This is a genomic window from Ruegeria sp. BG8 (assembly GCF_056538325.1).
Window position 1 is genome coordinate 273,166 of sequence record NZ_JBQFSZ010000005.1, and the last position, 20,569, is coordinate 293,734.

The 20,569-nt window shown below is 55.5% G+C and carries 15 protein-coding genes; 7 read left to right on the forward strand and 8 right to left on the reverse strand.

Going from position 1 to position 20,569, the window contains the following annotated elements:
- Window positions 1-71: 71 nt before the first annotated feature.
- Complete coding sequence (locus ACR0DG_RS12630; protein WP_480696816.1) at window positions 72-1,331, reverse strand: ABC transporter substrate-binding protein; 1,260 nt, start codon at window positions 1,329-1,331, stop codon at window positions 72-74.
- A 138-nt stretch (window positions 1,332-1,469) separates the two neighbouring features.
- Between ACR0DG_RS12630 and ACR0DG_RS12635 the strand changes: the two genes are divergently transcribed.
- The 7 genes from ACR0DG_RS12635 (at window position 1,470) to ACR0DG_RS12665 (ending at window position 10,060) form a co-directional block, all read left to right on the forward strand.
- A complete protein-coding gene (locus tag ACR0DG_RS12635; protein ID WP_480696814.1) occupies window positions 1,470-2,261 on the forward strand; it encodes an IclR family transcriptional regulator in 792 nt (263 codons plus the stop codon).
- Entirely contained in the window at window positions 2,261-3,319 is a 1,059-nt protein-coding gene (locus ACR0DG_RS12640; RefSeq protein WP_480696812.1) for an ABC transporter ATP-binding protein, read from the forward strand. Before ACR0DG_RS12635 ends, ACR0DG_RS12640 begins: the two co-directional genes overlap by 1 nt.
- Window positions 3,320-3,474: 155 nt before the next feature.
- The gene (locus tag ACR0DG_RS12645) at window positions 3,475-4,434 is read left to right on the forward strand and encodes a dihydrodipicolinate synthase family protein (RefSeq protein ID WP_480696810.1); all 960 of its coding nucleotides are present in this window, start codon (window positions 3,475-3,477) and stop codon (window positions 4,432-4,434) included.
- A complete protein-coding gene (locus ACR0DG_RS12650) occupies window positions 4,425-5,357 on the forward strand; it encodes a 4-hydroxyproline epimerase (RefSeq protein WP_480696808.1) in 933 nt (310 codons plus the stop codon). The genes ACR0DG_RS12645 and ACR0DG_RS12650 overlap by 10 nt, the downstream gene beginning before the upstream one ends.
- On the forward strand, window positions 5,354-6,592 hold the full coding sequence (locus tag ACR0DG_RS12655; RefSeq protein ID WP_480696806.1) for an NAD(P)/FAD-dependent oxidoreductase: 1,239 nt from the start codon (window positions 5,354-5,356) through the stop codon (window positions 6,590-6,592). The genes ACR0DG_RS12650 and ACR0DG_RS12655 overlap by 4 nt, the downstream gene beginning before the upstream one ends.
- Before the next feature lie 9 nt (window positions 6,593-6,601).
- On the forward strand, window positions 6,602-7,627 hold the full coding sequence (locus ACR0DG_RS12660; protein ID WP_480696804.1) for a trans-3-hydroxy-L-proline dehydratase: 1,026 nt from the start codon (window positions 6,602-6,604) through the stop codon (window positions 7,625-7,627).
- Window positions 7,628-7,846: 219 nt separating this feature from the next.
- Entirely contained in the window at window positions 7,847-10,060 is a 2,214-nt protein-coding gene (locus ACR0DG_RS12665) for an NADP-dependent isocitrate dehydrogenase (protein ID WP_480696802.1), read from the forward strand.
- A 232-nt stretch (window positions 10,061-10,292) separates the two neighbouring features.
- Here the strand turns inward: ACR0DG_RS12665 and ACR0DG_RS12670 are convergent, their stop codons facing one another.
- The 7 genes from ACR0DG_RS12670 to ACR0DG_RS12700 all read right to left on the reverse strand — a co-directional run bounded on the left by ACR0DG_RS12670 (window position 10,293) and on the right by ACR0DG_RS12700 (window position 20,566).
- Entirely contained in the window at window positions 10,293-11,399 is a 1,107-nt protein-coding gene (locus ACR0DG_RS12670) for a peptidoglycan-binding protein LysM (protein ID WP_480696800.1), read from the reverse strand.
- Between the two features lie 43 nt (window positions 11,400-11,442).
- Entirely contained in the window at window positions 11,443-12,705 is a 1,263-nt protein-coding gene (locus ACR0DG_RS12675) for a type 2 periplasmic-binding domain-containing protein (RefSeq protein WP_480696798.1), read from the reverse strand.
- A 19-nt stretch (window positions 12,706-12,724) separates the two neighbouring features.
- Window positions 12,725-13,513, reverse strand: a complete 789-nt coding sequence (locus tag ACR0DG_RS12680; protein WP_480696796.1) for a PP2C family protein-serine/threonine phosphatase — start codon at window positions 13,511-13,513, stop codon at window positions 12,725-12,727.
- A 3-nt stretch (window positions 13,514-13,516) separates the two neighbouring features.
- Window positions 13,517-14,551, reverse strand: coding sequence for an FHA domain-containing protein (locus ACR0DG_RS12685; protein ID WP_480696794.1), 1,035 nt, complete (start codon window positions 14,549-14,551; stop codon window positions 13,517-13,519).
- A gap of 205 nt (window positions 14,552-14,756) precedes the next feature.
- On the reverse strand, window positions 14,757-16,904 hold the full coding sequence (locus tag ACR0DG_RS12690; protein WP_480696792.1) for a protein kinase domain-containing protein: 2,148 nt from the start codon (window positions 16,902-16,904) through the stop codon (window positions 14,757-14,759).
- A gap of 336 nt (window positions 16,905-17,240) precedes the next feature.
- Window positions 17,241-18,527: a dynamin family protein gene (locus ACR0DG_RS12695; protein ID WP_480696790.1), complete on the reverse strand. Its 1,287-nt coding sequence runs from the start codon at window positions 18,525-18,527 to the stop codon at window positions 17,241-17,243.
- Window positions 18,524-20,566 carry a dynamin family protein gene (locus tag ACR0DG_RS12700; RefSeq protein ID WP_480696788.1) on the reverse strand — a complete coding sequence of 681 codons (2,043 nt, stop codon included), beginning with the start codon at window positions 20,564-20,566 and terminating at the stop codon, window positions 18,524-18,526. Before ACR0DG_RS12700 ends, ACR0DG_RS12695 begins: the two co-directional genes overlap by 4 nt.
- Window positions 20,567-20,569 lie beyond the last annotated feature (3 nt).

Consider the following 20,569-nt stretch of genomic DNA (forward strand, 5'->3'; position numbering starts at 1 on the left):
GGAGTAAGGTGGGCTAACACCCACCTTACGCAGGTCTTGGTGCGGGCCGGGCATACGCCGGCCCGACCGGGTTAGTTTTCGTAGATACGTCCGCGGGCCCGTTCCAGCTTGGACAGAATTCTGTCCAGATTGTCTGGTTTGACCATGAATTCCTGGAACCCTTCCATCGAAACTTTGGCCATTTCCGCAGGTGCGTCGCGATCCCAGAACTGAGCTACGCCGCCGGGGCTGTTGGACGACAGCATTTCGAAGCCCTGGTTGATGAACTTGTCGTCATCAATCTTCGCTGACGCGTTTACAGGAAGCTGAGCCAGACCATCTTTACCGTTCATGATGGTCTGTTCATCCGCCGACACAACAAAGCGAAGGAACTCACGCGCAGCTTCTTTGTTTGAAGCGTTGGCGGGAATATGGAACGTATCCGTTGGTGCGTCTTCGGCCAGTTCGACATCTGGATTGATGGTGACGAACTGATAGAAGTCCAACTGATCGTCGGTCAGGCCTGCTTCGCGCAGCGGAGCGACGGCAAAGTTGCCCATCAAGTAAGCCGCGGCATCGCCGTTGACCATGAAGGGCAACGCTTCTTGCCAGCTATAGGTCTGGTGGTTGTCAATGAATGCACCCATGTCGATCAACTGCTTCCAGTTGGCAAACGTTTGCTTGACGCGGTCGTCTTCCCAGCTGATCTGGCCGTTGGCCAGTTGATTGTGGAAGTCGAAGCCATTGGTGCGCATGTTCAGGTAGTCGAACCAGCCACCTGCGGTCCAAAGGAACTTGGTGCCGATGGTGTAGCAAGCGCGACCGGAATCGACGATTTTCTGGCAGTTGGCCAGTTCTTCTTCCCATGTGGTCGGCTCGGTCAGGCCCAACTCGTCAAAGATGTCTTTACGATAATAGACACCCCACTGGTAGTACGTGTACGGAACGCCCCACTGCTTGCCGTCGATGGTCATCGCGCCTTTGGTCGATGCAAGATTTTCTGCGATTTCGGGTTCTGCCCACAGATCGGAGACGTCCTCGAACAATCCCGCCTCAACATAAGGCTTCATACGATTGGCAGCGTACCAGGTGGCAACGTCAGGCGTATCAGCAGTCAGAAAGTTACGAATCTGGGTCTTATAGGCTTCGCGGTCGATCACGGTTGTTTCGATCTCAAGCCCAGGATGTTTTGCAGCGAAACGTTCGATCGCAGCTTCCATCGTCGCGCGCGGTGCTGGGTTCGATGTATCAAGGAAAATCCGAAGTTCGCCGGTCAGTTCGGCGGCTGCCGGGGCAGCAAGTGCAACGCTCATGGCCAGCGCGGCCGCAGTGCGCTTGTAGATGGAATGCATGGTGTCCTCCCTTAGCTTCCATAGTGGTTTCATTTATTGAAACCTTGTTTTACATATTGAAAACTACACATCGAATCAGTTAGCGTTGTCAAGACCCCCGTGGAGGAGACGCGGGGCTGCAGGAGGAGGTCAGGGCTTTTGGCTGGTGACGGAACAATAGGCAAAGCATGCGATGTGCTGGAGCAGGTGGCAGCGTTCGAACGCCCTGTTCGGTTTGCCGAGCTGTTGGAAACAAGCAGCTTTCCCAAAGCCTCGCTTTATCGTTTTCTGCAAACCCTGAGCAATCAGGGCATGCTGTACTACGATCCGGACCGGCAGACCTATTCGCCGGGTTTACGCCTGGTGCGTTTGGCGCATTCCGCGTGGACACACAGTTCCATTGCTCCGATTGCGCGGCCAATCCTTGACCGGCTGAGCCTAGAAACAGGCGAGACGGTGCATCTGGCGCAACTGGATTCCAGTCAGGTTCTATATGTGGACAAACGCAATGCGCGACACCCGATCGAAATGTACTCAGAGGCTGGCAAGGTAGGCCCCGCCTATTGCACGGGCGTGGGCAAGGCGATGCTCGCTTATTTGGATGAGGAGCGGCTGGATCAGGCCATCTCGCAGCAAAGCTTTCATCGCTTTACGGATAAGACACTGGCCTCGGACGCTGCTTTGCGCGCTGACCTTACAGCCATTCGTGAGCGCGGGTACGCGCTGGATGACGAAGAGCATGAGCCCGGCATCATTTGTGTTGCATGCCCAATTCTGACCTCAGGTGGGCGACCGGTGGGGGCAATCTCGATCACGGGCGCTACCGCACGGATGGGGTTCGAACAACTGAAGAAATGGGTTCCGATGGTTCAGCATGCTGCCGAGCAAATCGGAACAGAAGTACAAGCGTGGCGGTTCCCCGAGAGCCAAAAGAACAGGATGCAAGCATAATGACCGGCGTTACACTCAACAGCGCGATCAAACGGTATGGCCAGACTCAGGTCATTCATGGGATCGATTTGCAGATCGAAGATGGCGAGTTTTGCGTTTTCGTCGGACCCTCGGGTTGTGGGAAATCAACCCTGTTGCGGATGATTGCGGGTCTTGAAGAAACGTCCGAGGGGCAAATTCATATCGGCGCACGGGATGTGACGCATATGGATCCAGCCAAACGCGGCGTGGCGATGGTTTTCCAGACCTACGCTTTGTATCCGCATATGAGCGTGGCCGAGAATATGGGATTTGGTCTGCGGATGAATGGTGTGCCCAAGGCTGAAATCGACAAAAAGGTGCACGAAGCGTCGAATATTCTGAAGCTGGATCAATACCTCAAGCGTAAGCCTAAGGCGTTATCGGGCGGTCAACGCCAGCGTGTTGCCATCGGCCGTGCCATCGTCCGCGGCCCAGAGGTTTTCCTGTTCGACGAGCCGCTATCAAACCTTGATGCTGAGCTGCGCGTTGAAATGCGCGTTGAAATCGCGCGTCTTCACAATGAAATCGGTGCGACGATGATCTATGTGACGCACGATCAGGTTGAGGCCATGACCATGGCCGACAAGATCGTTGTATTGCGCGATGGTCGGATCGAACAAGTCGGTGCGCCGATGGATTTGTACCGTGATCCCGACAACAAATTTGTTGCTGGCTTTATCGGTTCACCCGCTATGAATTTCCTGGAATGCGATATCGTGGATGGTCGGGTCGTTCATCCGGCTATCAGCCAAGAGCTACCGGTCACCGCTTCGGTTCCGGCAGGTGCAACAAAAGTGACGCTCGGTATCCGGCCCGAGCACATTCAAGTCGACCGTTCCGGCGATACATGTACCGTCGATCTGACCGAGGCGCTTGGTGGCGTGAGCTATTCCTACCTGCTGACATCAAATGGCGACAAGCTGATCGTGGAAGAGCGTGAAGACGAGCGCAGCAAGCAAGGTTCTAAAATTGGCATCACCATCCGAGCCGAACGCGCCATGTTGTTTGACAGCGAAACAGGTTTACGACTGCGTTAAGAATTTCCAGCAGTTAGATCTTAGGCGTTGGGTGAAAACTCGACGCCTTTTGTTTGTAGAAATTACTCTGGATTTTGTATCCAATATCCGCTAACGCAAGTGAAAAAGAGACGCTCATGTGTCTCGCACCTGCGGTTAAACTAAGGGAAACGCCAATGTCGACCAATGTCTTTTCGGGCACGATGCCTGCACTCATGACGCCCTGCAAAGCAGACCGACTGCCTGATTTCGAAGCTTTGGTACGCAAGGGTCAGCAATTGATCGAAGCGGGGATGTCTGCGGTCGTTTATTGCGGCTCGATGGGTGATTGGCCTTTGCTGACTGATGAGCAAAGAATGGAAGGGGTGGAACGTCTGGTAGGGGCCGGTTTGCCAGTGGTGGTTGGCACGGGCGCGATCAATACCAAATCGGCAGTGGCTCATGCGGCGCATGCTCAAAAGGTGGGTGCAGTTGGTTTGATGGTGATACCGCGTGTCCTGTCTCGGGGCAGCTCTCCAAATGCGCAAAAACATCACTTCAAAGCAATTCTGTCTGCCGCGCCGGATGTACCCGCGATTATCTACAACAGCCCATATTATGGGTTTGCCACGCGTGCAGATCTGTTCTTCGCTTTGCGTGCAGAACATCCCAACCTGATTGGGTTCAAGGAATTCGGTGGCAAAGATGACCTGCGGTACGCCGCTGAAAACATCACTAGTCAGGATGATCAGGTGACGCTGATGGTTGGTGTTGACACCGAGGTCTATCACGGCTTCGTCAATTGCGGTGCGACCGGGTCAATCACCGGTATCGGTACTGCGCTGCCACGCGAAGCCTTGTTATTGGCCGCACTTTCCCAAAAAGCTGCACAGGGGAATGCCGAGGCCCGGCAACGTGCGCAAGAGTTGACCGAAGCCATTCATGTTTTGTCGAGCTTTGATGAGGGCCCGGATTTGGTTCTCTACTACAAGCATCTGCTGGTGCTGAATGGTGAACAGGAATACCGCCTGCATTTCAACGAAACCGATGAATTGACAGACGCACAGCGCATCTATTGCGAGCAGCAATATGCTCTGTTTAAAACTTGGTTTGCAGATTGGAGCAAACAAGGTGGAGTAATCGCCGAGTGCATGTAATCGACAGCCATACCGGAGGAGAGCCTACGCGTGTCATCTTGGACGGCGCTCCCGATCTGGGTTCCGGTCCATTGGCGGGCAGGGCGCAAAGGTTGGCCACCGAGTTTCAGGCGTTCTATCGGTCCATCATGCTCGAGCCGCGGGGGCAACCTGCAATGGTCGGAGCCCTGCTGGTTGAGCCCGTTGACCCGTCCTGCGTCACCGGAGTGATCTACTTTGACGTCGATGCTGTTCTGGGTATGTGTGGGCATGGGACGATTGGTCTGGCAGTCACATTGGCTAAGCTGGGGCGCATTGGAATAGGAACACACCGCATCGAAACTCCGGCAGGTGTCGTTACGGTCGAATTGCATGATGCAAACACCGTAACCGTTCAGAATATCGAAAGCCGACGCGTGCACCGCAATGTGCGGCTAGATGTTCCCGGACATGGGTCTGTCATCGGTGATGTGGCTTACGGTGGGAACTGGTTCTTTATTGTCGATCCCAGCCCTGTGCCTGTGGCACCGGAAAACATCCGGGCGCTTACCGATTTGGCCGTTGCTACCCGCGAGGCTTCAATCGCCCAAGGTATCGGTGGTGAGCTCGGTGAGCCAATTGATCACGTGATCTTTCAGGATGCCGTTGCGGACCATAACATTCACGGTAAGAACTTTGTGCTGTGCCCCGACGACAATTATGACCGATCCCCATGTGGCACAGGGTGTTCGGCGCGTTTGGCGTGCCTTGCTGCAGACGGAGTGTTGGCCCCCGGTGAAGAGATCATCCAGCAAAGTGTGATCGGCAGTTCGTACACTTTGTCCTATCAACCGGGTTCAAACGGCGGAGTTATCCCGTCGATTAAAGGCCAGGCTTTCGTCACAGCAGAAACCAAACTTGTTTTTGCGGAACAGGACCCATTCCGCGCGGGGATCGAACTATGACTGACCAGATTGTGGTCATTGGTGCAGGCGTAATTGGCATTACGACAGCGCTGGAATTGCAACGCCGTGGACATTCCGTGCTGGTTCTGGACAAGGACGGTGTGGCAGCCCAGACATCAGCCGGGAACGCCGGAGCTTTTGCCTTTTCCGAGGTCGAGCCGCTGGCAACACCGGGTATCATGCGAAAAGCGCCCAAGTGGCTGTTGGATCCGCTGGGGCCTTTGTCCATACCTCCGTCTTATGCGCTGCAGATCGCTCCTTGGATGTATCGGTTCTGGCGTGCCAGCCAGCCACATCGTTATACCGCGCTGCTTGAAGCGCAAGCCAATCTCATGAAGCTGTCCAGCGCGGCTTTGGATCGGCTTATTGCTACGGTGGACGGCGAGCATATGATGCAGCGCGACGGCCAGATGCAGCTTTATGAATCTGAGGCCGAGTTTCGCGCCAGCTTACCAACGTGGGAGTTGAAGCGCGCCCACGGTATCGCGTTCGAACTACTGGAAAGCCCGGAAGCCATCGCAGAAAAACAACCGGGCCTCAGCAAGCGCTTTACGCATGCGGGTTACACCCCGAACTGGTTAAACACGGTCGACCCCAAAAAATGGGTCGAATACCTTGCCAAAGCGTTTCGTGAACGTCAGGGCCGTATTGAAACGCGGGAAATTCGGGGACTCGAAGCGCTGGAAAGCGGGGTTCGTATCGCCACTGCAGACGGTGATCTGGATGCAAGAAAGGTAGTCGTAGCATCGGGCGCATGGTCACATCATCTTGCACGGACACTGGGCGATCACATCCCGCTTGAAACCGAACGCGGATACAACACTACTCTGCCGCCCGGCGCGTTTGACCTGCGCATGCACCTGACTTTTTCGCGCCACGGCTTTGTGGCCAGCCGGATTAATGGCGGCGTTAGGGTAGGGGGGGCCGTTGAACTGGGCGGGTTAAACCTGCCTCCGAATTTCAAGCGTGCTGATACTTTGCTGGAAAAGGCCGCTCAGTTCCTGCCGGGTTTGAACACAGTTGGTGGCACGCAGTGGATGGGCTTCCGCCCATCTTTGCCTGACAGTCTTCCGGTTATTGGTTCGTCGCCAAAAGCGTCAGATGTGATTTACGCCTTTGGGCATGGGCATCTGGGTTTGACCCAATCTGCCGGGACAGCCGAGATGGTTGGTGCGATGGTAGACGGGGATGCTGATCCGATTTCAACGCATCCATATGCCCCCAGCAGGTTTTAAGGAGCGGGCATGCGCAGCATAAAGACCGTTCATGTGATTTCCGCCCATGCAGAAGGTGAAGTTGGGGATGTGATTGTGGGCGGTGTTCTGCCCCCGCCGGGACAAACACTGTGGGAGCAGCGATCGTTCATTGAACGCGATCAGACCTTGCGCAACTTCGTACTGAATGAGCCTCGTGGCGGTGTTTTTCGGCATGTAAACCTGTTGGTTCCTCCCAAACACCCCGAGGCGGACGCTGCGTTTATTATCATGGAGCCGGAAGACAATCCGCCAATGTCCGGGTCGAACGCAATTTGTGTGTCGACCGTTCTGTTGGACAGCGGAATTGTACCCATGCAAGAGCCCGTAACGACCTTGACGCTCGAGGCGCCCGGCGGGCTGGTGCGCGTTCGGGCCGAATGTCGGCAGGGCAAAGCCGAGCGTATCTATGTGCAGAACGTGCCCAGCTTTGCGGGTCAGATCGGGGTACCACTCGAAGTGCCGGGTCTGGGAACGCTAACCGTAGACACAGCGTATGGCGGCGACAGTTTCGTTGTGGTCGATGCGACAGCGCTGGGGTTCGACATCGTCGAGGACGAAGCCCGCGATATTGCGCGTGCGGGAGTTGCAATAACCAATGCTGCTACCGAACAGCTTGGATTTCATCATCCTGACAACCCGGACTGGTCGCATATCTCTTTCTGCGCGTTTTGCGGCCCGCTTGACGAAACCGAAACGGGGTTTGCCAGCAAGTCGGCGGTTGCGGTGCAGCCGGGCAAGGTAGATCGTTCGCCTACTGGAACAGCGCTTTCCGCTCGTATGGCGCTGATGGCGGCAAAGGGGCAACTGGCCGTTGGGCAAACCCTGGAAGCGATCTCTATTATCGGATCGCGCTTTACCGGACAGATCGTTGAAAAAACCGTCGTGGCGGACAGACCCGCGATAATTCCTGAAATCAGCGGTCGAGGTTGGATCACCGGGACCCATCAACACATGTTAGACCCGGATGACCCTTGGCCCGGCGGATACAAGCTGAGCGATACTTGGGGTGTCTGATTTCTGTGCAGAACCCGCTGGATGACACGGTTTTCCGCAAAACGTGTCAAAATGCGCGGGTTGATACGATTGATCCCAAGCCAAACGTCATTTAAGGGAAACCCTGTCAAATCAGAGTCACCGTTGGGGCGGTAGGTTAAACGCGCCCCGCCCACGCCACGAAAAAGTGGCACACTCTTGGATCGCACGCCCCGAAAGGCTTAAAAAAGGTAAAAGAATATGGCAGATAAATCGAACTTCGACATATTGTATACCATTGTAGACGAAGCGCCCGAGCTGGCCAGCGCCTCATTCCTGCCCATCATTCGCAAGTTCGCTTCGGCCGCGGGTGTCAGTGTTGGCACAAAAGATATTTCTCTGGCGGGGCGTATTCTGGCGACTTTCCCTGAGAACCTGACAGAAGATCAGCGTATCACCGATGATCTGGCTGCACTGGGTGAATTGGTAAAGACACCTGATGCCAACGTAATCAAATTGCCAAATATCTCGGCTTCGGTTCCGCAGTTGGTGGCAGCCATAGAAGAGCTGCAGTCGCAGGGCTATGACATCCCAACTTACCCCGAAGAGCCTGCAACTGACGCGGAAAAGGCGATCCGGGCGCGTTATGACGCTATCAAAGGTTCCGCCGTGAACCCCGTTCTGCGCGAAGGTAACTCTGACCGCCGCGCAGCGCGCGCTGTGAAGAACTACGCCCAAAAGAACCCGCATTCGATGGGTGATTGGGTTTCGGATAGCAAAACCAAAGTATCGTCCATGTCGGGCAATGACTTTTATGCGAACGAAAAATCGGCGACGATCACTGCCGCGCAGGCGGGTGATGCAAAGATTGAGTTCGTCGGTAAAGACGGCAGCGTTACCGTTCTGAAAGACGGTTGGCCGTTGGCCGAAGGTACTGTGGCCGATGCAACATTCATGTCCGTCAAATCGCTGTCTGCCTTCCTGGCAGATGCGATCGAAGACACCAAGAAAGACGGCACCATGTTCTCGCTGCACATGAAAGCCACGATGATGAAGGTCTCGGACCCGATCATCTTTGGCTATGCGGTCAAGGCGTGGCTGGCCCCGGTGTTCGAGAAATTTGGCACCGAGATGGATGCCCTGGGCGTGAACCCGAACTCGGGTCTGGGCGATCTTTTGGAACGTGTTGCCGGCAATGCGGATATCGTGGCTGCCATTGACGCAATCAAGGGTGACCGCCCATCCATGTACATGGTCGATAGCGATAAGGGCATCACCAACTTGCACGTGCCGTCCGATGTGATCATTGACGCGTCGATGCCCGCTGTAATCCGTGCGGGCGGCAAAGGTTGGGATGAGACCGGTGCAAAAGGTGATACAAATTGTGTGATCCCGGACCGTTGCTATGCACCCGTTTATGACGAAACGATCAATTTCTTCAAAGCAAACGGTGCATTGAATCCTGCGACTGCAGGTGCAGTCGCCAACGTGGGTCTGATGGCGCAGAAAGCTGAAGAATACGGTAGCCATCCCACGACCTTCGAAGCGCCCGCTGATGGTGTGATCCGGATCGTTCTTGCCAATGGCGAAACACTACACTCGCATGATGTGGAACAGGGTGACATCTGGCGGTCTTGCACTGTCAAGAAAGCGCCAATCGAGAACTGGATTCAGCTTGCAATGGACCGGCAGCGCCTGACCGGGTCCGAGGCGATCTTCTGGCTGGACGAAAACCGTGCCCACGACGCTGAGTTGATCAAATACGTGAAACCGGCGCTGGAAGCAGCGGGCGTTGCCGACAATTTCTTGATCCTGGCACCGCGTGAAGCAACCCGCCAGTCGTTGGAGACTATCACCGCGGGTAAGGATTCGATTGCCATTACCGGCAACGTTCTGCGGGACTACCTGACCGACCTTTTCCCAATCTTGGAGCTGGGAACTTCGGCCAAAATGCTGTCGATCGTCAAACTGATGAACGGTGGTGGGCTCTTTGAAACCGGCGCAGGTGGGTCGGCACCGAAGCACGTGCAGCAATTGGTCGAAGAAAGCCATTTGCGGTGGGACTCGATGGGTGAGTTCTGTGCGTTGGGTGAATCGCTGAACTTCCTTGCCGACAGCAAAGGCAACGCCAAGGCTGGCGTTCTGGGTGCAGCGGCTGAGGCGGCGACCCAAGGGATATTGGACAACAATAAATCTCCAAGCCGGAAAGTTGGACAGCCTGACAACCGCGACAGCCACTACTGGTTTGCACGCTATTGGGCTGAGGCATTGGCTGCCCAGTCGGATGATGCGGAACTGGCTGCCGAATTCGCACCTTTGGCCAAAGCACTTGCTGACGGTGAAGAGACTATCCTGTCAGAGTTGGCGACGGCACAGGGTGGAGCTGCAGATTTGGGGGGTTATTACCACACAGATCCTGCAAAAACCGCACTTGTCATGCGTCCAAGCGCAACGCTGAATGCGTTGATCGACTAAGCGGCCGACCTCGTTTCAAGACGAGGTAAGTGGTACCAGAATTAAAAAGGGACCGACCCCCAAAGTCGGTCCCTTTTTGAGTGAGTGGGGAGGCCGAAGCCTCTCCGGTAGGGTTGATCGCAATCTATTTGTCGGTGTGGCTGTTGCCTATTCGGGGTTTCCCGTAGGGCAGTAGGCCGTGGTCAGAGATTGCAAGAAGGGACCAGAACATCTTCTGGTCCCCTCGGCAGGTTTAGTTCGATGCAGCGTTCAGCTTTTCGTTCTGCTCACGCAGGGTGTCCGAGATGATCGCGTACCATTCGCCAGATTCACGCATCTCGACCAGCCCTTTGTTCATCATCGCAATGTATTCGCGTGCGAAGGGGTTGGTGCGGTGTGCGAGGAAGCTCATCGACGACAGGGTCGAAACATAGGGGTTTTCAACGATATCGGACGAAGTCAAACCCATGTCTTTCATTGTCGCAGCGAACAGTTCAACTTCGAATGCGGCTACATCTGCGGTGCCGGTCAGAACGGCGTCAAGACATTCGCGTGCCGAGTTCGGCTGGATAACGGTGCTGTTTTGACGGTTCAGGCCCACTTCTTCCAGAACGACCATGCTCCAGCCTTGCATCCGGCAAATGGTCGAACCTTCAAGGTCAGCAAAACTCGTGGCGTTCGTGTATTCGCTTTCTGGCAGGGTGTAGAAACCGCCAACGACGTCGTAGACCGGAACACTTGCAACGAATTGTGTGCAACGCGCCTCGGTTTCGGCAGACCACTCATACGAGCGGTTTGTACAATCCGGCACGGTCCAAGCGATCGAGATGTCGAAAGCACCAAGTGGCAAAAGCGTATCCAGGTGCGAGCTCCAGTCATCTACGAAGCTGACCGAGTAGTCACGGCTGTTACCTGCACGCTGCAGGCTGGTAGTCGCCAGGCGCGTCATGATGCCACCGCCGCCCAGTGATTCAGTTGTGAACGGCTCCCAACCGTTGCCGGCCACCATTTTGATTGGCGGAGCGTACACGTTGGTGCGTTTTACGCTTGCGGCGCGTTCTTCCTGCTCTGCGATGATTTCTTGCGCGGATTGGCCGTTGGGCAGGCTGCCATCCTCACAGGGCAGAGCCAGAACCAGACCAGGCTCAAGCGCGCCCAGATCTGTGATCTGGTTGCGGTTCGCGTTGAAGATCGGCTGATAGTTCGAGGTACCATAGGCCGCGATGGCGATGGTTGCCATAGTGTCACCATCTTGAACCGTGTAGTTGGTGCATGCCTCTTGCGCGGCGGCGGCACCGGCGCTCAAGGCTGTTAGGGCAGTTGCCGAAAGTACGGCTTTCTTCAGTTTCTTGTTAAACATGTCCACTTCCTCCAGACTTTTCTTGTCAGGCTAGTTTTTGGCCTTAGCCGTTTTCCATTTGATAGCGCAGAGCGGTCGACACGATGTCGCGCCATTCGCCGGATTGCTGCATAATTGAAAGACCCTGGTTGAGCGTCTCAAGGATCGCTTCCCCATCCGGATTATCTTTGTGGGTCATAACGTTAAGCGACTTGATCGCCGCGAGGTTGGGGTTTTCGATAATCTTGTGGCGATAGCCCAGACGTCCGATCGCTTCTTCTGCAAGATGAGCTTCGATCGCGACGATATCGGCTGTTCCGTCCATAACCGCGTGAAAACAGTCATCGGGCGAAACCGGGCGCATCAACTCGATGATTGGTTCATGCAAGCTGACGGCATCCATATGCGACAGGGACCATCCTTCGGGCCGGCAAATCGTTGCGCCAACAAAATCGGAATGAGTCAGAGTAGTCTCGTAACCAGAGCCTTCTAACGCAAAGTACGTGTCAACGACTTCGTAGAACGGGTTCGAGAAGTTGTAGGTCTCGCACCGTTCACGGTCACTTTCCGAAAGTGCTGCGGCTTCTTCGCAATTCGGACGCGACCAAGGGAAGGTTGCATCGAATGCCAGTGTTGGCATCAGCAGGTCCAGATGCGACGACCAATCATTGACGAATTGGATTTTGTAAGGCTGTTCCGGTGCCGCACGCAACATCGCGGTTTCCACCAAATCCGTATACAAGCCGCGATTAGGCAGGGCTTCGTCGGTAAATGGGGCGTAGTTTCCGCCCGTAATCAGCAGCAGCTGACGCTCGCGGATTTCGGGGCTTTCACCAGTGTCGGCTTCTCGGATCAATGCGGCGGCTTCGCTGCGGGCTGCCTCGATTTCCCGCTTGGCGGCTGCTTTGGCTGCAATTACAGCGTCTTGACTTGCCTGTTTGGCTTCTGCTTCCGCAGCTGCAACACGGGCTTCTGCTTCTGCGATAGCTTTTGCCGCGCGTTCTTCCGCGGCTTTGACCAATTCGGATGCCATCTCGGCTGCCATGGCTTCGGCTTCGGTCGTAGGGGCAGCAGGCGCGCGACCAACGTCTTCCAGGCATGGAAGGGTCAAGATATCGCCAACCCGGATTATGTTGGGGTTGTTGCCAATCACGTCCCGGTTTGCGTCGAAGATGATGCTGAAGTCCTCAGTCGAATAGACCTGGATTGTCAGCTCGCGCAGGCTGTCCCCGCGTTGAATTTCGTATGTTGAGCATGCCTCTTGCGCAGAGGCCGCGCCAGTTGCGGCCGCAAGTGCAAGGCTGGAGATAATAAGATGAGGTCTCATGTGTCCTGTCGCTTTGCCTTCATTCGTTTCTTGTTAATTTCACGACACCGATTGAGATATTGTCCTGATCGGGGTCATTCTTGACGCGCAGCGCCTGAAGCAAAGCGTCGGCAATATCCTGTGCCAAGGCGTTTGCATTTTCTGAAAGGATGGACAGGATCTCAGCGTTGCTGAGGTATTGCAGCCCATCACTTGCCGCCAAAAGCACATCTGAAACGCTGAGCGTCAGTGGCTCTTCGGGGCAGTCCACTTTGGGGATCGCCGCACCCATGATCACCGAGGTCAGTTGATTACGGTCAGGGTGGTTGGCGGCCTCGTCTTCGGTCAAATCACCATTGGCAAGCTGTGCATCAATGGCCGGAGCCATCGAATGATCTTCGTTGATCTGGTGCAGAATTCCGTCTCGGAAAAGGTACAGAGGGCTATCGCCGATCGAAATCCAAAAGACCCGACGATCCAGCATAAGCACACCCAAAAGGGTAGAACCCATGTTGAACCCTTCACCTTGTTCGTCCGAATACGCTGCCACTGCGGCGTTGGCTTGCATTGCAGCAAGTGGAAGGGCGTCGATCAGGTCGGCTTCAGACGGTGCTTCGCTTTCCAGATACGTGTCCAACGCTTCGTGCCACGCTTTGATCACGAGGTCAGAGGCGACTTCGCCCGCGGCGTGCCCTCCCATTCCGTCCGCAACAACGATATAGCCTGCGTTTGCCCCGTCGAATGTGCGAGAGGCCACCGCATCTTCCTGCGTTTCACGCTGACCCTGATCAAGGATCAGCGCAATGTCGTATGCAGGGGTCGCCAGCATCTATTAAGCGTCCCGCCAGTCAAATCCTTCGTCGCAGAAAGCGGCGAAGCGTATGGATGTTTCGCTGATGCGGATCAGGTCACCGCTCGCCAACGCGACTGTGCTGAGAACTGGTTTCCCGTTCAGGCGCACCAGATTGGCCTTGCCGCCGTGACCCAGGTAGCACTTGCGATCCTCGGGGTCGTAGGCGATTACGGCGTGGTTGCTGCGGGAAATACCGGTATCCCCAAAATCAAGCTGGATCGCCTGATCGTCATTGCGGCCGATCTGCATCAAACCTTCGGTCAATGTGATGCACGATCCACGGCCAGGCCCGGCGGTAACGACCAACCAACCAACGGGGAACGTCTCTTGCGCTGTTTCCGCTTTGGCTACGGGTTCCGAGGTTTCGATAAGATCCTGAACGTGCGTGTCTGCGCGCTCAAAACCAAGGAAGGTGGTTTTCACGCGCCCACGACGGTCGGCGGGTGATGGCTCCGGTGCCGGTGCAGGTGGCGTCGCAATTGTCTCAGCGACGACGACTTCCTCGACCTCTTCCGGCTGTGGTGCAGGGTCTTCGGCGATAACTTCGACGATGGGTTCTTCGGGGGCCTCATCGTCTTGTACGTCTTCTTCGACGACGGCCTCTTCCGGTGTCGCGTCGAACAGGACGATTTCTTCTTCCTCTTCGTCGGCAACCTCTTCGGTGGCTACGTGCAACGTTACGACCGGATCAGCATCCTCAACTGCCATGTCTGCCGTATCATCAATTTCGGCTGCAACGTCGGCCAGAATATTCTCTTCTTCGGTGTCGACTGTTTCATCTGTGTCACCTTCGGAGAAATCGGACATTTCCTCTTCAGGGATCAAATCCTCAGCATCCTCGTAGCTGTCTGAAGACGGCATGTTGTTGCCGGCCAGAGCCACACGAAGCGCGTTGAAATCCGCGATCGGTTCAGGTTTGTCAGCGTCTACCGAGACGGCGTCTTCGGCTTCGTTTTCTTTAGGTTTGCCGGCACCTTCGAGAAGCCGGCTGAGAGGGCTTTTGTATTTGAACATGGTGACGACACCTTTGTTTCTTGGCACGGGATTTTAACCCGTGGGCTGCTACTCACCTCTGCGCGGGATCGCGCATGGGCACTGATGATTGAAAACCAAAGTCACTCTTACTTTCCGCGACGGGCCGGTCCCCGTCGGGGACGTGTGGTTCGCCACACGGCCCTCAGCAAACACACACTGGCGGGTTACAAACGATCCGGGTTGATTACTCCTGCGCCAGTTTCATGACGGCATCGGTGGGTTCACCATTGCGCAAAACAGTCAGGCGGGCTTGTGGCATGCCATCGGCTACCATGGACGCCAACAACGTCTTCAAGCTTTCCGGGGTGTCGATTACGGTGCTGGTCTGTGCTTCAGACATCAGTACGTCACCGGCTTGCAGGTCCCCGGAAGCGTCTGCAGGAACTGTTTTTACAACCGTCGACCATCCTGCTCCGTCAGGGTTCGTGATCGTAAAGCCATACCCGTTTTCCAGGCCGACCATCCGCGTTGCGGGCAAAGCCAATAGCCCATTCTGAGCGCGTGTTTCGCCAAGCGAGCGATAACGGGCAGTGACGCGAATGTAGCCATCAGGATCCACGTTGGGATCGTTCAGAACCTGCGCAGCAAAGCTTGACCCTGCCTGAACGGGTTCACCGTTGAGCGTGTAGATTGCCGCGCCCTTCTGCACCCACTCGCCCACGATTGACAGGTCCAGAGACGGGTCAACATCTGTCACGGCAATTACGTTACCGGTCGAGGCACGCCGTCTGGAAAACTGGAAGGGGATATCCACGTCCCAGACCGAAAACTCAATTTGGTTTTCAGCAAGTACAACCGGCTCGATGGGTTCAACAACAGGGGTTTCAGCAACTGCGGTTTCCAGAGCAGGGGCACCAGCTGCCGGGGCTTCAGCCTCTTCTATGGCAGCCGGTTCAGCCAGGGTCTGCTCGACAGGTTCTGGCTCTGGTTCCACCTGCTTGGGTGTTTGCTCGGAACTTACCTCAATTTCTTCGACAACCGGTTCGACTTCTTCGGCAACCGGTTCGACGGCTGCGATGACAGGCTCAATTGTCGGCGCCACGGTCGAAGTGTCTGGAGCTTGTGTTTCTTTTTCTCCGGTCAGCAGAAGGAAGCCACCAGCTGCCACAGCGATAGCTACAAATGCCGCGCCAGCCATCAATCTGGCTCCACCACCTGATCCGCTTTTGACCACGGTATCGACCGCAACAGGAGGTTCTTCGGGCGCTTTATATGTAGCGAGCTCGTCTTCTTTTTTGTCCTCGTGACCCAGGGCGATATCGGGGTTCCCCGCCAACAGCGCAGTAACTACGGCCTCGGCGTTTTCGCTTTCGGCCTTGATCCGCGCCTTTTCGGCGGCCTCGTCCTTGCGGTCCATTGCGACAATTACCGAGACGGGACGATATTCGAATGTGTCGAACATTACGCCCGGGCCCCGGAACATGCGCAGCCAGTCCAATGCGGTCTGCAGACGATCAGTTGCGTGAACTTCCATCGCCTTGTCGATCGCTTCGAGGAAGTCTTTGGGGTAACCTTTGTAACGGCCCGCCAAAGGCACATAGGGGTCGTTTTGGCTGTTGTTGAACGCGTTCAGTCGTGTTTGCCCGTCGACTGGACGCTCGCCGCTAATCGCATGATAGAGCGTTGCCGCCAAAACATAAAGGTCGCTGCTTGGGTTTTGTTCCGCACCGCGCACATAGAACTCATGCGGTGAATATCCGTCTTTGATGACGCGCAGGGTCAGCAAAGCAGCCGATTGGTTTGCGGCTTGCTCACGGGCTGCACCAAAATCGATCAGCTCGGGCTCACCGTTTTCATCGATCAGGATATTGTCGGGTGAAATATCGCGATGCAGCATTCCGCTTTGGTGGATGAATGACACAGCGGACAGCATCTTTTCGGTGACCGACACGATAAAGTCCGGCCCGGTTTTGTTTTCCGGGTTTTCGACGTAGTCCAGCAGGTCACAGCCCCGGATGTAATCCATGGCGATGTAGGCTGTGTTGTTGTCTTCGAAGACCTGGTGCACATCTACGATGTTGGGATGTACCAATCGTGCATGGTTGCGTGCTTCCTGAATGAACAGGTCGATAATGGCCCGCAAGTCTTCTTTGTGTGCAGGGTCGATCGGTTCGACAAGGTCGCCATCGCGTTGGCACAAAGCTCCGGGGAAGCACTCTTTGATGACAACCTCGCGCTCAAGGCTGTTACGGGCCAGATACGTGATCCCAAAGCCACCGTTGCTGATAAAGCGCAGGATCTCATACTGGCCTCGCAAAAGCTTGGCACCCGGTTGCAATCCTTCAATTTTCGGTTCGTCGTGCGTCGCATCGACAGCCTGGTTATGGCTCATTTCTTCCCGCCCATTCTAATCATTTTGCGGTTGCTTTACCCGATAAACAGCCCGTCAACTCACGACCAAACACAACCGCAGGACAACTAAGTACGTTAGACGTTTCAAATTTGACTTTATTGGGGCCGCCTCATGGCTTCACTGAGAACGGGACCGGGAGAAAATCAACATATTGTATTCACCTCACCGCGTGATCAATATATTGAGGATCGCCAGCAAAAAACTGCGGACTGAAAGCCTGTTTTTCAAAGATTGTTGCGCGATTCCGAAACAATGCGCGCATGATTCTTGACACGACGAATCGCTGTTCTGTCACTCAATTTTAACGAGATCGTGTTACGTGCCGGTTCTGGGTTGCGCCGTGCCTGCCCGGCTACCAGCCCAGGCGAGGTTGTCGCTTAGCTGTGCCAGAATACTTACGGCGTCTTTCAACGGTGCGTCGCCACTTTCGAACTGCAACAATAGCAAAAGGTCGGTGGCTTTTTCGAACTCTGCCGGAATCCAGTCAGCATCCGGGTCGATTTCCCCGCCTTGTTCCAGACGTTCCGCAAAGTCTTCGACAATCTCCTGGCAACTGTTCAGGAAAGACGCGGGGTCGATATCCGACGATTCCTTTAGGTCTTCGTAAATGCTTGCGATAGCGGCCAGCCAATCTTCCAGAATTGGGTTTTCCAATGGTGGAAGCGCCGCTTCAAGCACCGATTGCATGGGCTGTGCGTCGGGTTGGGCATGGTCGATATCAGGAATGTCCAACTCTTCAAGGTACGGGCCGAAGTCTTTCTCGATATCTAAACGCGCGGCTTTGATGTCGGCCAGTCGCCGGTTCGAAGCGACTTGTAGAACCTGCTCGGCCAGATTTTGCCCACCGCAGGTTTCCCACATATCGAAATCTGGTTCAGGCTCTTGCGCCATTGCTCGTACAGCAACAGGGGTCCCAATGGGTACAACTGACTTAAACAGAGTACCCTTTTCCTTGTTGAGGCGCGCAACGACACGGTCCAATGAATCCCGCACCGGCGGAAGATCGGCATGAGTTACAGCCAACAGGCTGTTTTGCTGCAATTCCTGTGAGACCTGAGACCACAAATGGCGTTCGGTTTCGCGCCATGCATGCGTGCCATTCGTACACCAGATCGCGCAATCCACGAATTTCAACAGCTCAAGCGTGGTTTTGTACGAGTCGTCCAGTGCGCCAGAGCCCGGTAGATCGAACAGCGAGATTTCCTGCAGGGCAGGGGTGTTCAGACCTACTGAAATAAAGTCTGGATTGTCGGCGGCGGCTTTTTCCAGGGCGACCCCAGAATACACCTTGGGCTCTTTTCCCCACCAGCCAACCGTTGTTTCAGGCACGTCCGAATAGGCCACGATGACCAACGGCAGTTTTAAGTGCTGTGGACCCGTCGGCAGTATGTCCGCACCGGCAAGCATGTTGGCCAGGCTGGATTTACCTGCGCCGAATTCCCCCGCAAAACCAATATTCACCGCATTCGAAAGACGTTCTGCATGCGCCAGCGCACGCGCACGCATATCATCAAGTCTGGTGTCCGACGCCAGGTTTTCAGTCGCGGTCAGAAAGCGCTCGAGTTTGCGCACTTCCTGCTCGGTTCCGGGAAATTCAATCATTCCGCAGCCTCAGGTAAAGTCTCTTTCGTGGGGTCGGTGCCGAAAACGGCATCCAGTTCATCCGCAACACGCCGGGCTTCGTTATACGCCTTTTGTGCTTCGGCTTTGGCGTTGGTTTCCCCAACACCGGCGCGGGATTCAAGATGTCCTGCCAAAAGTGCCAGATAATGATCCAACACTGTGTTCAGCCTTTCCAACAGGTCGCTGCGGGCGGTGTCCACAAGATCGTCGCCGATCATCTCGAATTCCTGGATGATCATGTTTTCCGCCCGCGACACGACGCTTTTGCGCGAGATCAATCGTGACAGCCATGTCACGCGCAGCTCCACGGTTATGCCACGTGTCAGTGCCGTTGTGTCTGGGCGGAACCACCGAACAGCGCTTGTGTTCATTCTGTTGTCGTTATGATCCTGCCAACCGGGCAGGGCGCGTAATGCGGCGTTGCTTTGCATATCGATCGCGTAAAGCTCGCTCAGCATGCGTTGTCGAACAACCTGCGTGGCCCCCTGAACAAGCTCGCGCATACGATCCCGCAATGGTCCGAAATTCAATTCGGTTTCTCCGCCCTTGGCGAGCAGCGGTGAATCGCCGTTGGGACCGCGCACAACGTCCGAAACAGCTTCGGCGACGGTGTCATCCATGACGCCGCGCAGGTTCGCGAGAACATCGTCCATTCCATCGGTGATTTCGGCGGTTTTCTCAGCGACCTTCGCGCGCAGGTCTTTCAGCGTCTTGCCGTTGTCATCCTCATTTTCCGGATCGCCCGAGAGCTCTTCTTCGATCGCACGCAGATGGGCGCGCGAACGCTCCAACTCGCCCTGAGCAAAACTGTTGAGGTGTTGCCACGCCATCCGCAGCTGTTCGTCACGGGGACCTTCGGTCAAAGCTTGTGTCACATGGCGTCGCAGATCAGGCAAGCCTGAGGCAATCATCGCAGCGAAGCGCAAAACACCTTCACGGCTGATTGGACCCGGGCCTTGCTTGATCTCTTCGACACCATCCAGATATTGTTTCATCTGCTCGGGATGTGCGCGCAGCCATGCCAGAACGTCATCGTGGTTCACGCCCGTGTCGTCACCCGTCAAAGCGTAATGTGCCCATTGCGCACTGCCCATCAGGACGTCGATATCGGTGTTGCCAAGAGCCTTGTCCAAACCGTCTATAACATCCGCCCGCACTTTGACGGCGTCATCTGCGCCGCCGCCAAGCTCGTCCACGCGGTTAATGAAGACCACGATCTGACCAAGTTCGAGCGCTTGCATGAGCCGGAAAAGTTTCAAATCCGCCCGCGACAGAGCCTGGTGCGCGGACAAGACGACGACGAAAAAGTCGGATTCCTTGAGGTATTGGCGCGAGATTTCTTCACGGATCAACAGCGGGTCATTGACCCCGGGCGTATCGGTAACGGTTACGGGAAATGGGAAATGGCCGATATCAAAATAGACTTCGGCCTTTCGTGTAATGTCACTGTAAAGACCGCGATCCGAGCCGGGATCATGGTTGCCCGCCTCGGTTGGATCGTCCCCGGCGCAGACATAGCGCGCAAGATCGTCCGTCGTCAGGTGTTCCAGATCGTGATGCTGACCTAGCAGGTCTTTATAGCTGAGGCCCAGGCGCGCCCTGGCGCGGTTCTTCATGGCCTCGACCTGTTCCTCGATCATTTCGCGCTTATAGCTGTCCTCGTCATCGGGGAACATGTTGCGCAATTCCTCGCCCTCGGCGATCAAGGATTGCCATTGGCGATTGTCAAAGAAATGGAACTCTGCACCGCTCGTACGTCCCGACGGGTGTCCGAAATGCATATCGGTGATCACGGTCGTCCAGGGGTTCACATCCGAGGGCAAAAACTCGGCTTGCCCTGTGAATCCATTGATCAGGCGCGATTTGCCAGCCTTGATCTGGCCCACAAACGCGATTGAGGGCTTGAGATCGGTAAGATCGGTGACGATACGCGAAATGAACTGGCGGGTTTCTTCATTGCTGAGCCCGTTAAGGTCCTCGGCAATGCGAATTAACTCGCGACGGTGATTTTCACTCATAAC

Bases quoted from the DNA above. Each gene is read 5' to 3' on its own strand.
- ACR0DG_RS12630 (WP_480696816.1), bottom strand. From the start codon at position 1,331: ATGCATTCCATCTACAAGCGCACTGCGGCCGCGCTGGCCATGAGCGTT.
- ACR0DG_RS12640 (WP_480696812.1), top strand. From the start codon at position 2,261: ATGACCGGCGTTACACTCAACAGCGCGATCAAACGGTATGGCCAGACT.
- ACR0DG_RS12655 (WP_480696806.1), top strand. From the start codon at position 5,354: ATGACTGACCAGATTGTGGTCATTGGTGCAGGCGTAATTGGCATTACG.
- ACR0DG_RS12690 (WP_480696792.1), bottom strand. From the start codon at position 16,904: ATGAGCCATAACCAGGCTGTCGATGCGACGCACGACGAACCGAAAATT.
- ACR0DG_RS12670 (WP_480696800.1), bottom strand. From the start codon at position 11,399: ATGTTTAACAAGAAACTGAAGAAAGCCGTACTTTCGGCAACTGCCCTA.
- ACR0DG_RS12695 (WP_480696790.1), bottom strand. From the start codon at position 18,527: ATGATTGAATTTCCCGGAACCGAGCAGGAAGTGCGCAAACTCGAGCGC.
- ACR0DG_RS12680 (WP_480696796.1), bottom strand. From the start codon at position 13,513: ATGCTGGCGACCCCTGCATACGACATTGCGCTGATCCTTGATCAGGGT.
- ACR0DG_RS12675 (WP_480696798.1), bottom strand. From the start codon at position 12,705: ATGAGACCTCATCTTATTATCTCCAGCCTTGCACTTGCGGCCGCAACT.
- ACR0DG_RS12685 (WP_480696794.1), bottom strand. From the start codon at position 14,551: ATGTTCAAATACAAAAGCCCTCTCAGCCGGCTTCTCGAAGGTGCCGGC.
- ACR0DG_RS12665 (WP_480696802.1), top strand. From the start codon at position 7,847: ATGGCAGATAAATCGAACTTCGACATATTGTATACCATTGTAGACGAA.
- ACR0DG_RS12645 (WP_480696810.1), top strand. From the start codon at position 3,475: ATGTCGACCAATGTCTTTTCGGGCACGATGCCTGCACTCATGACGCCC.
- ACR0DG_RS12660 (WP_480696804.1), top strand. From the start codon at position 6,602: ATGCGCAGCATAAAGACCGTTCATGTGATTTCCGCCCATGCAGAAGGT.
- ACR0DG_RS12700 (WP_480696788.1), bottom strand. From the start codon at position 20,566: ATGAGTGAAAATCACCGTCGCGAGTTAATTCGCATTGCCGAGGACCTT.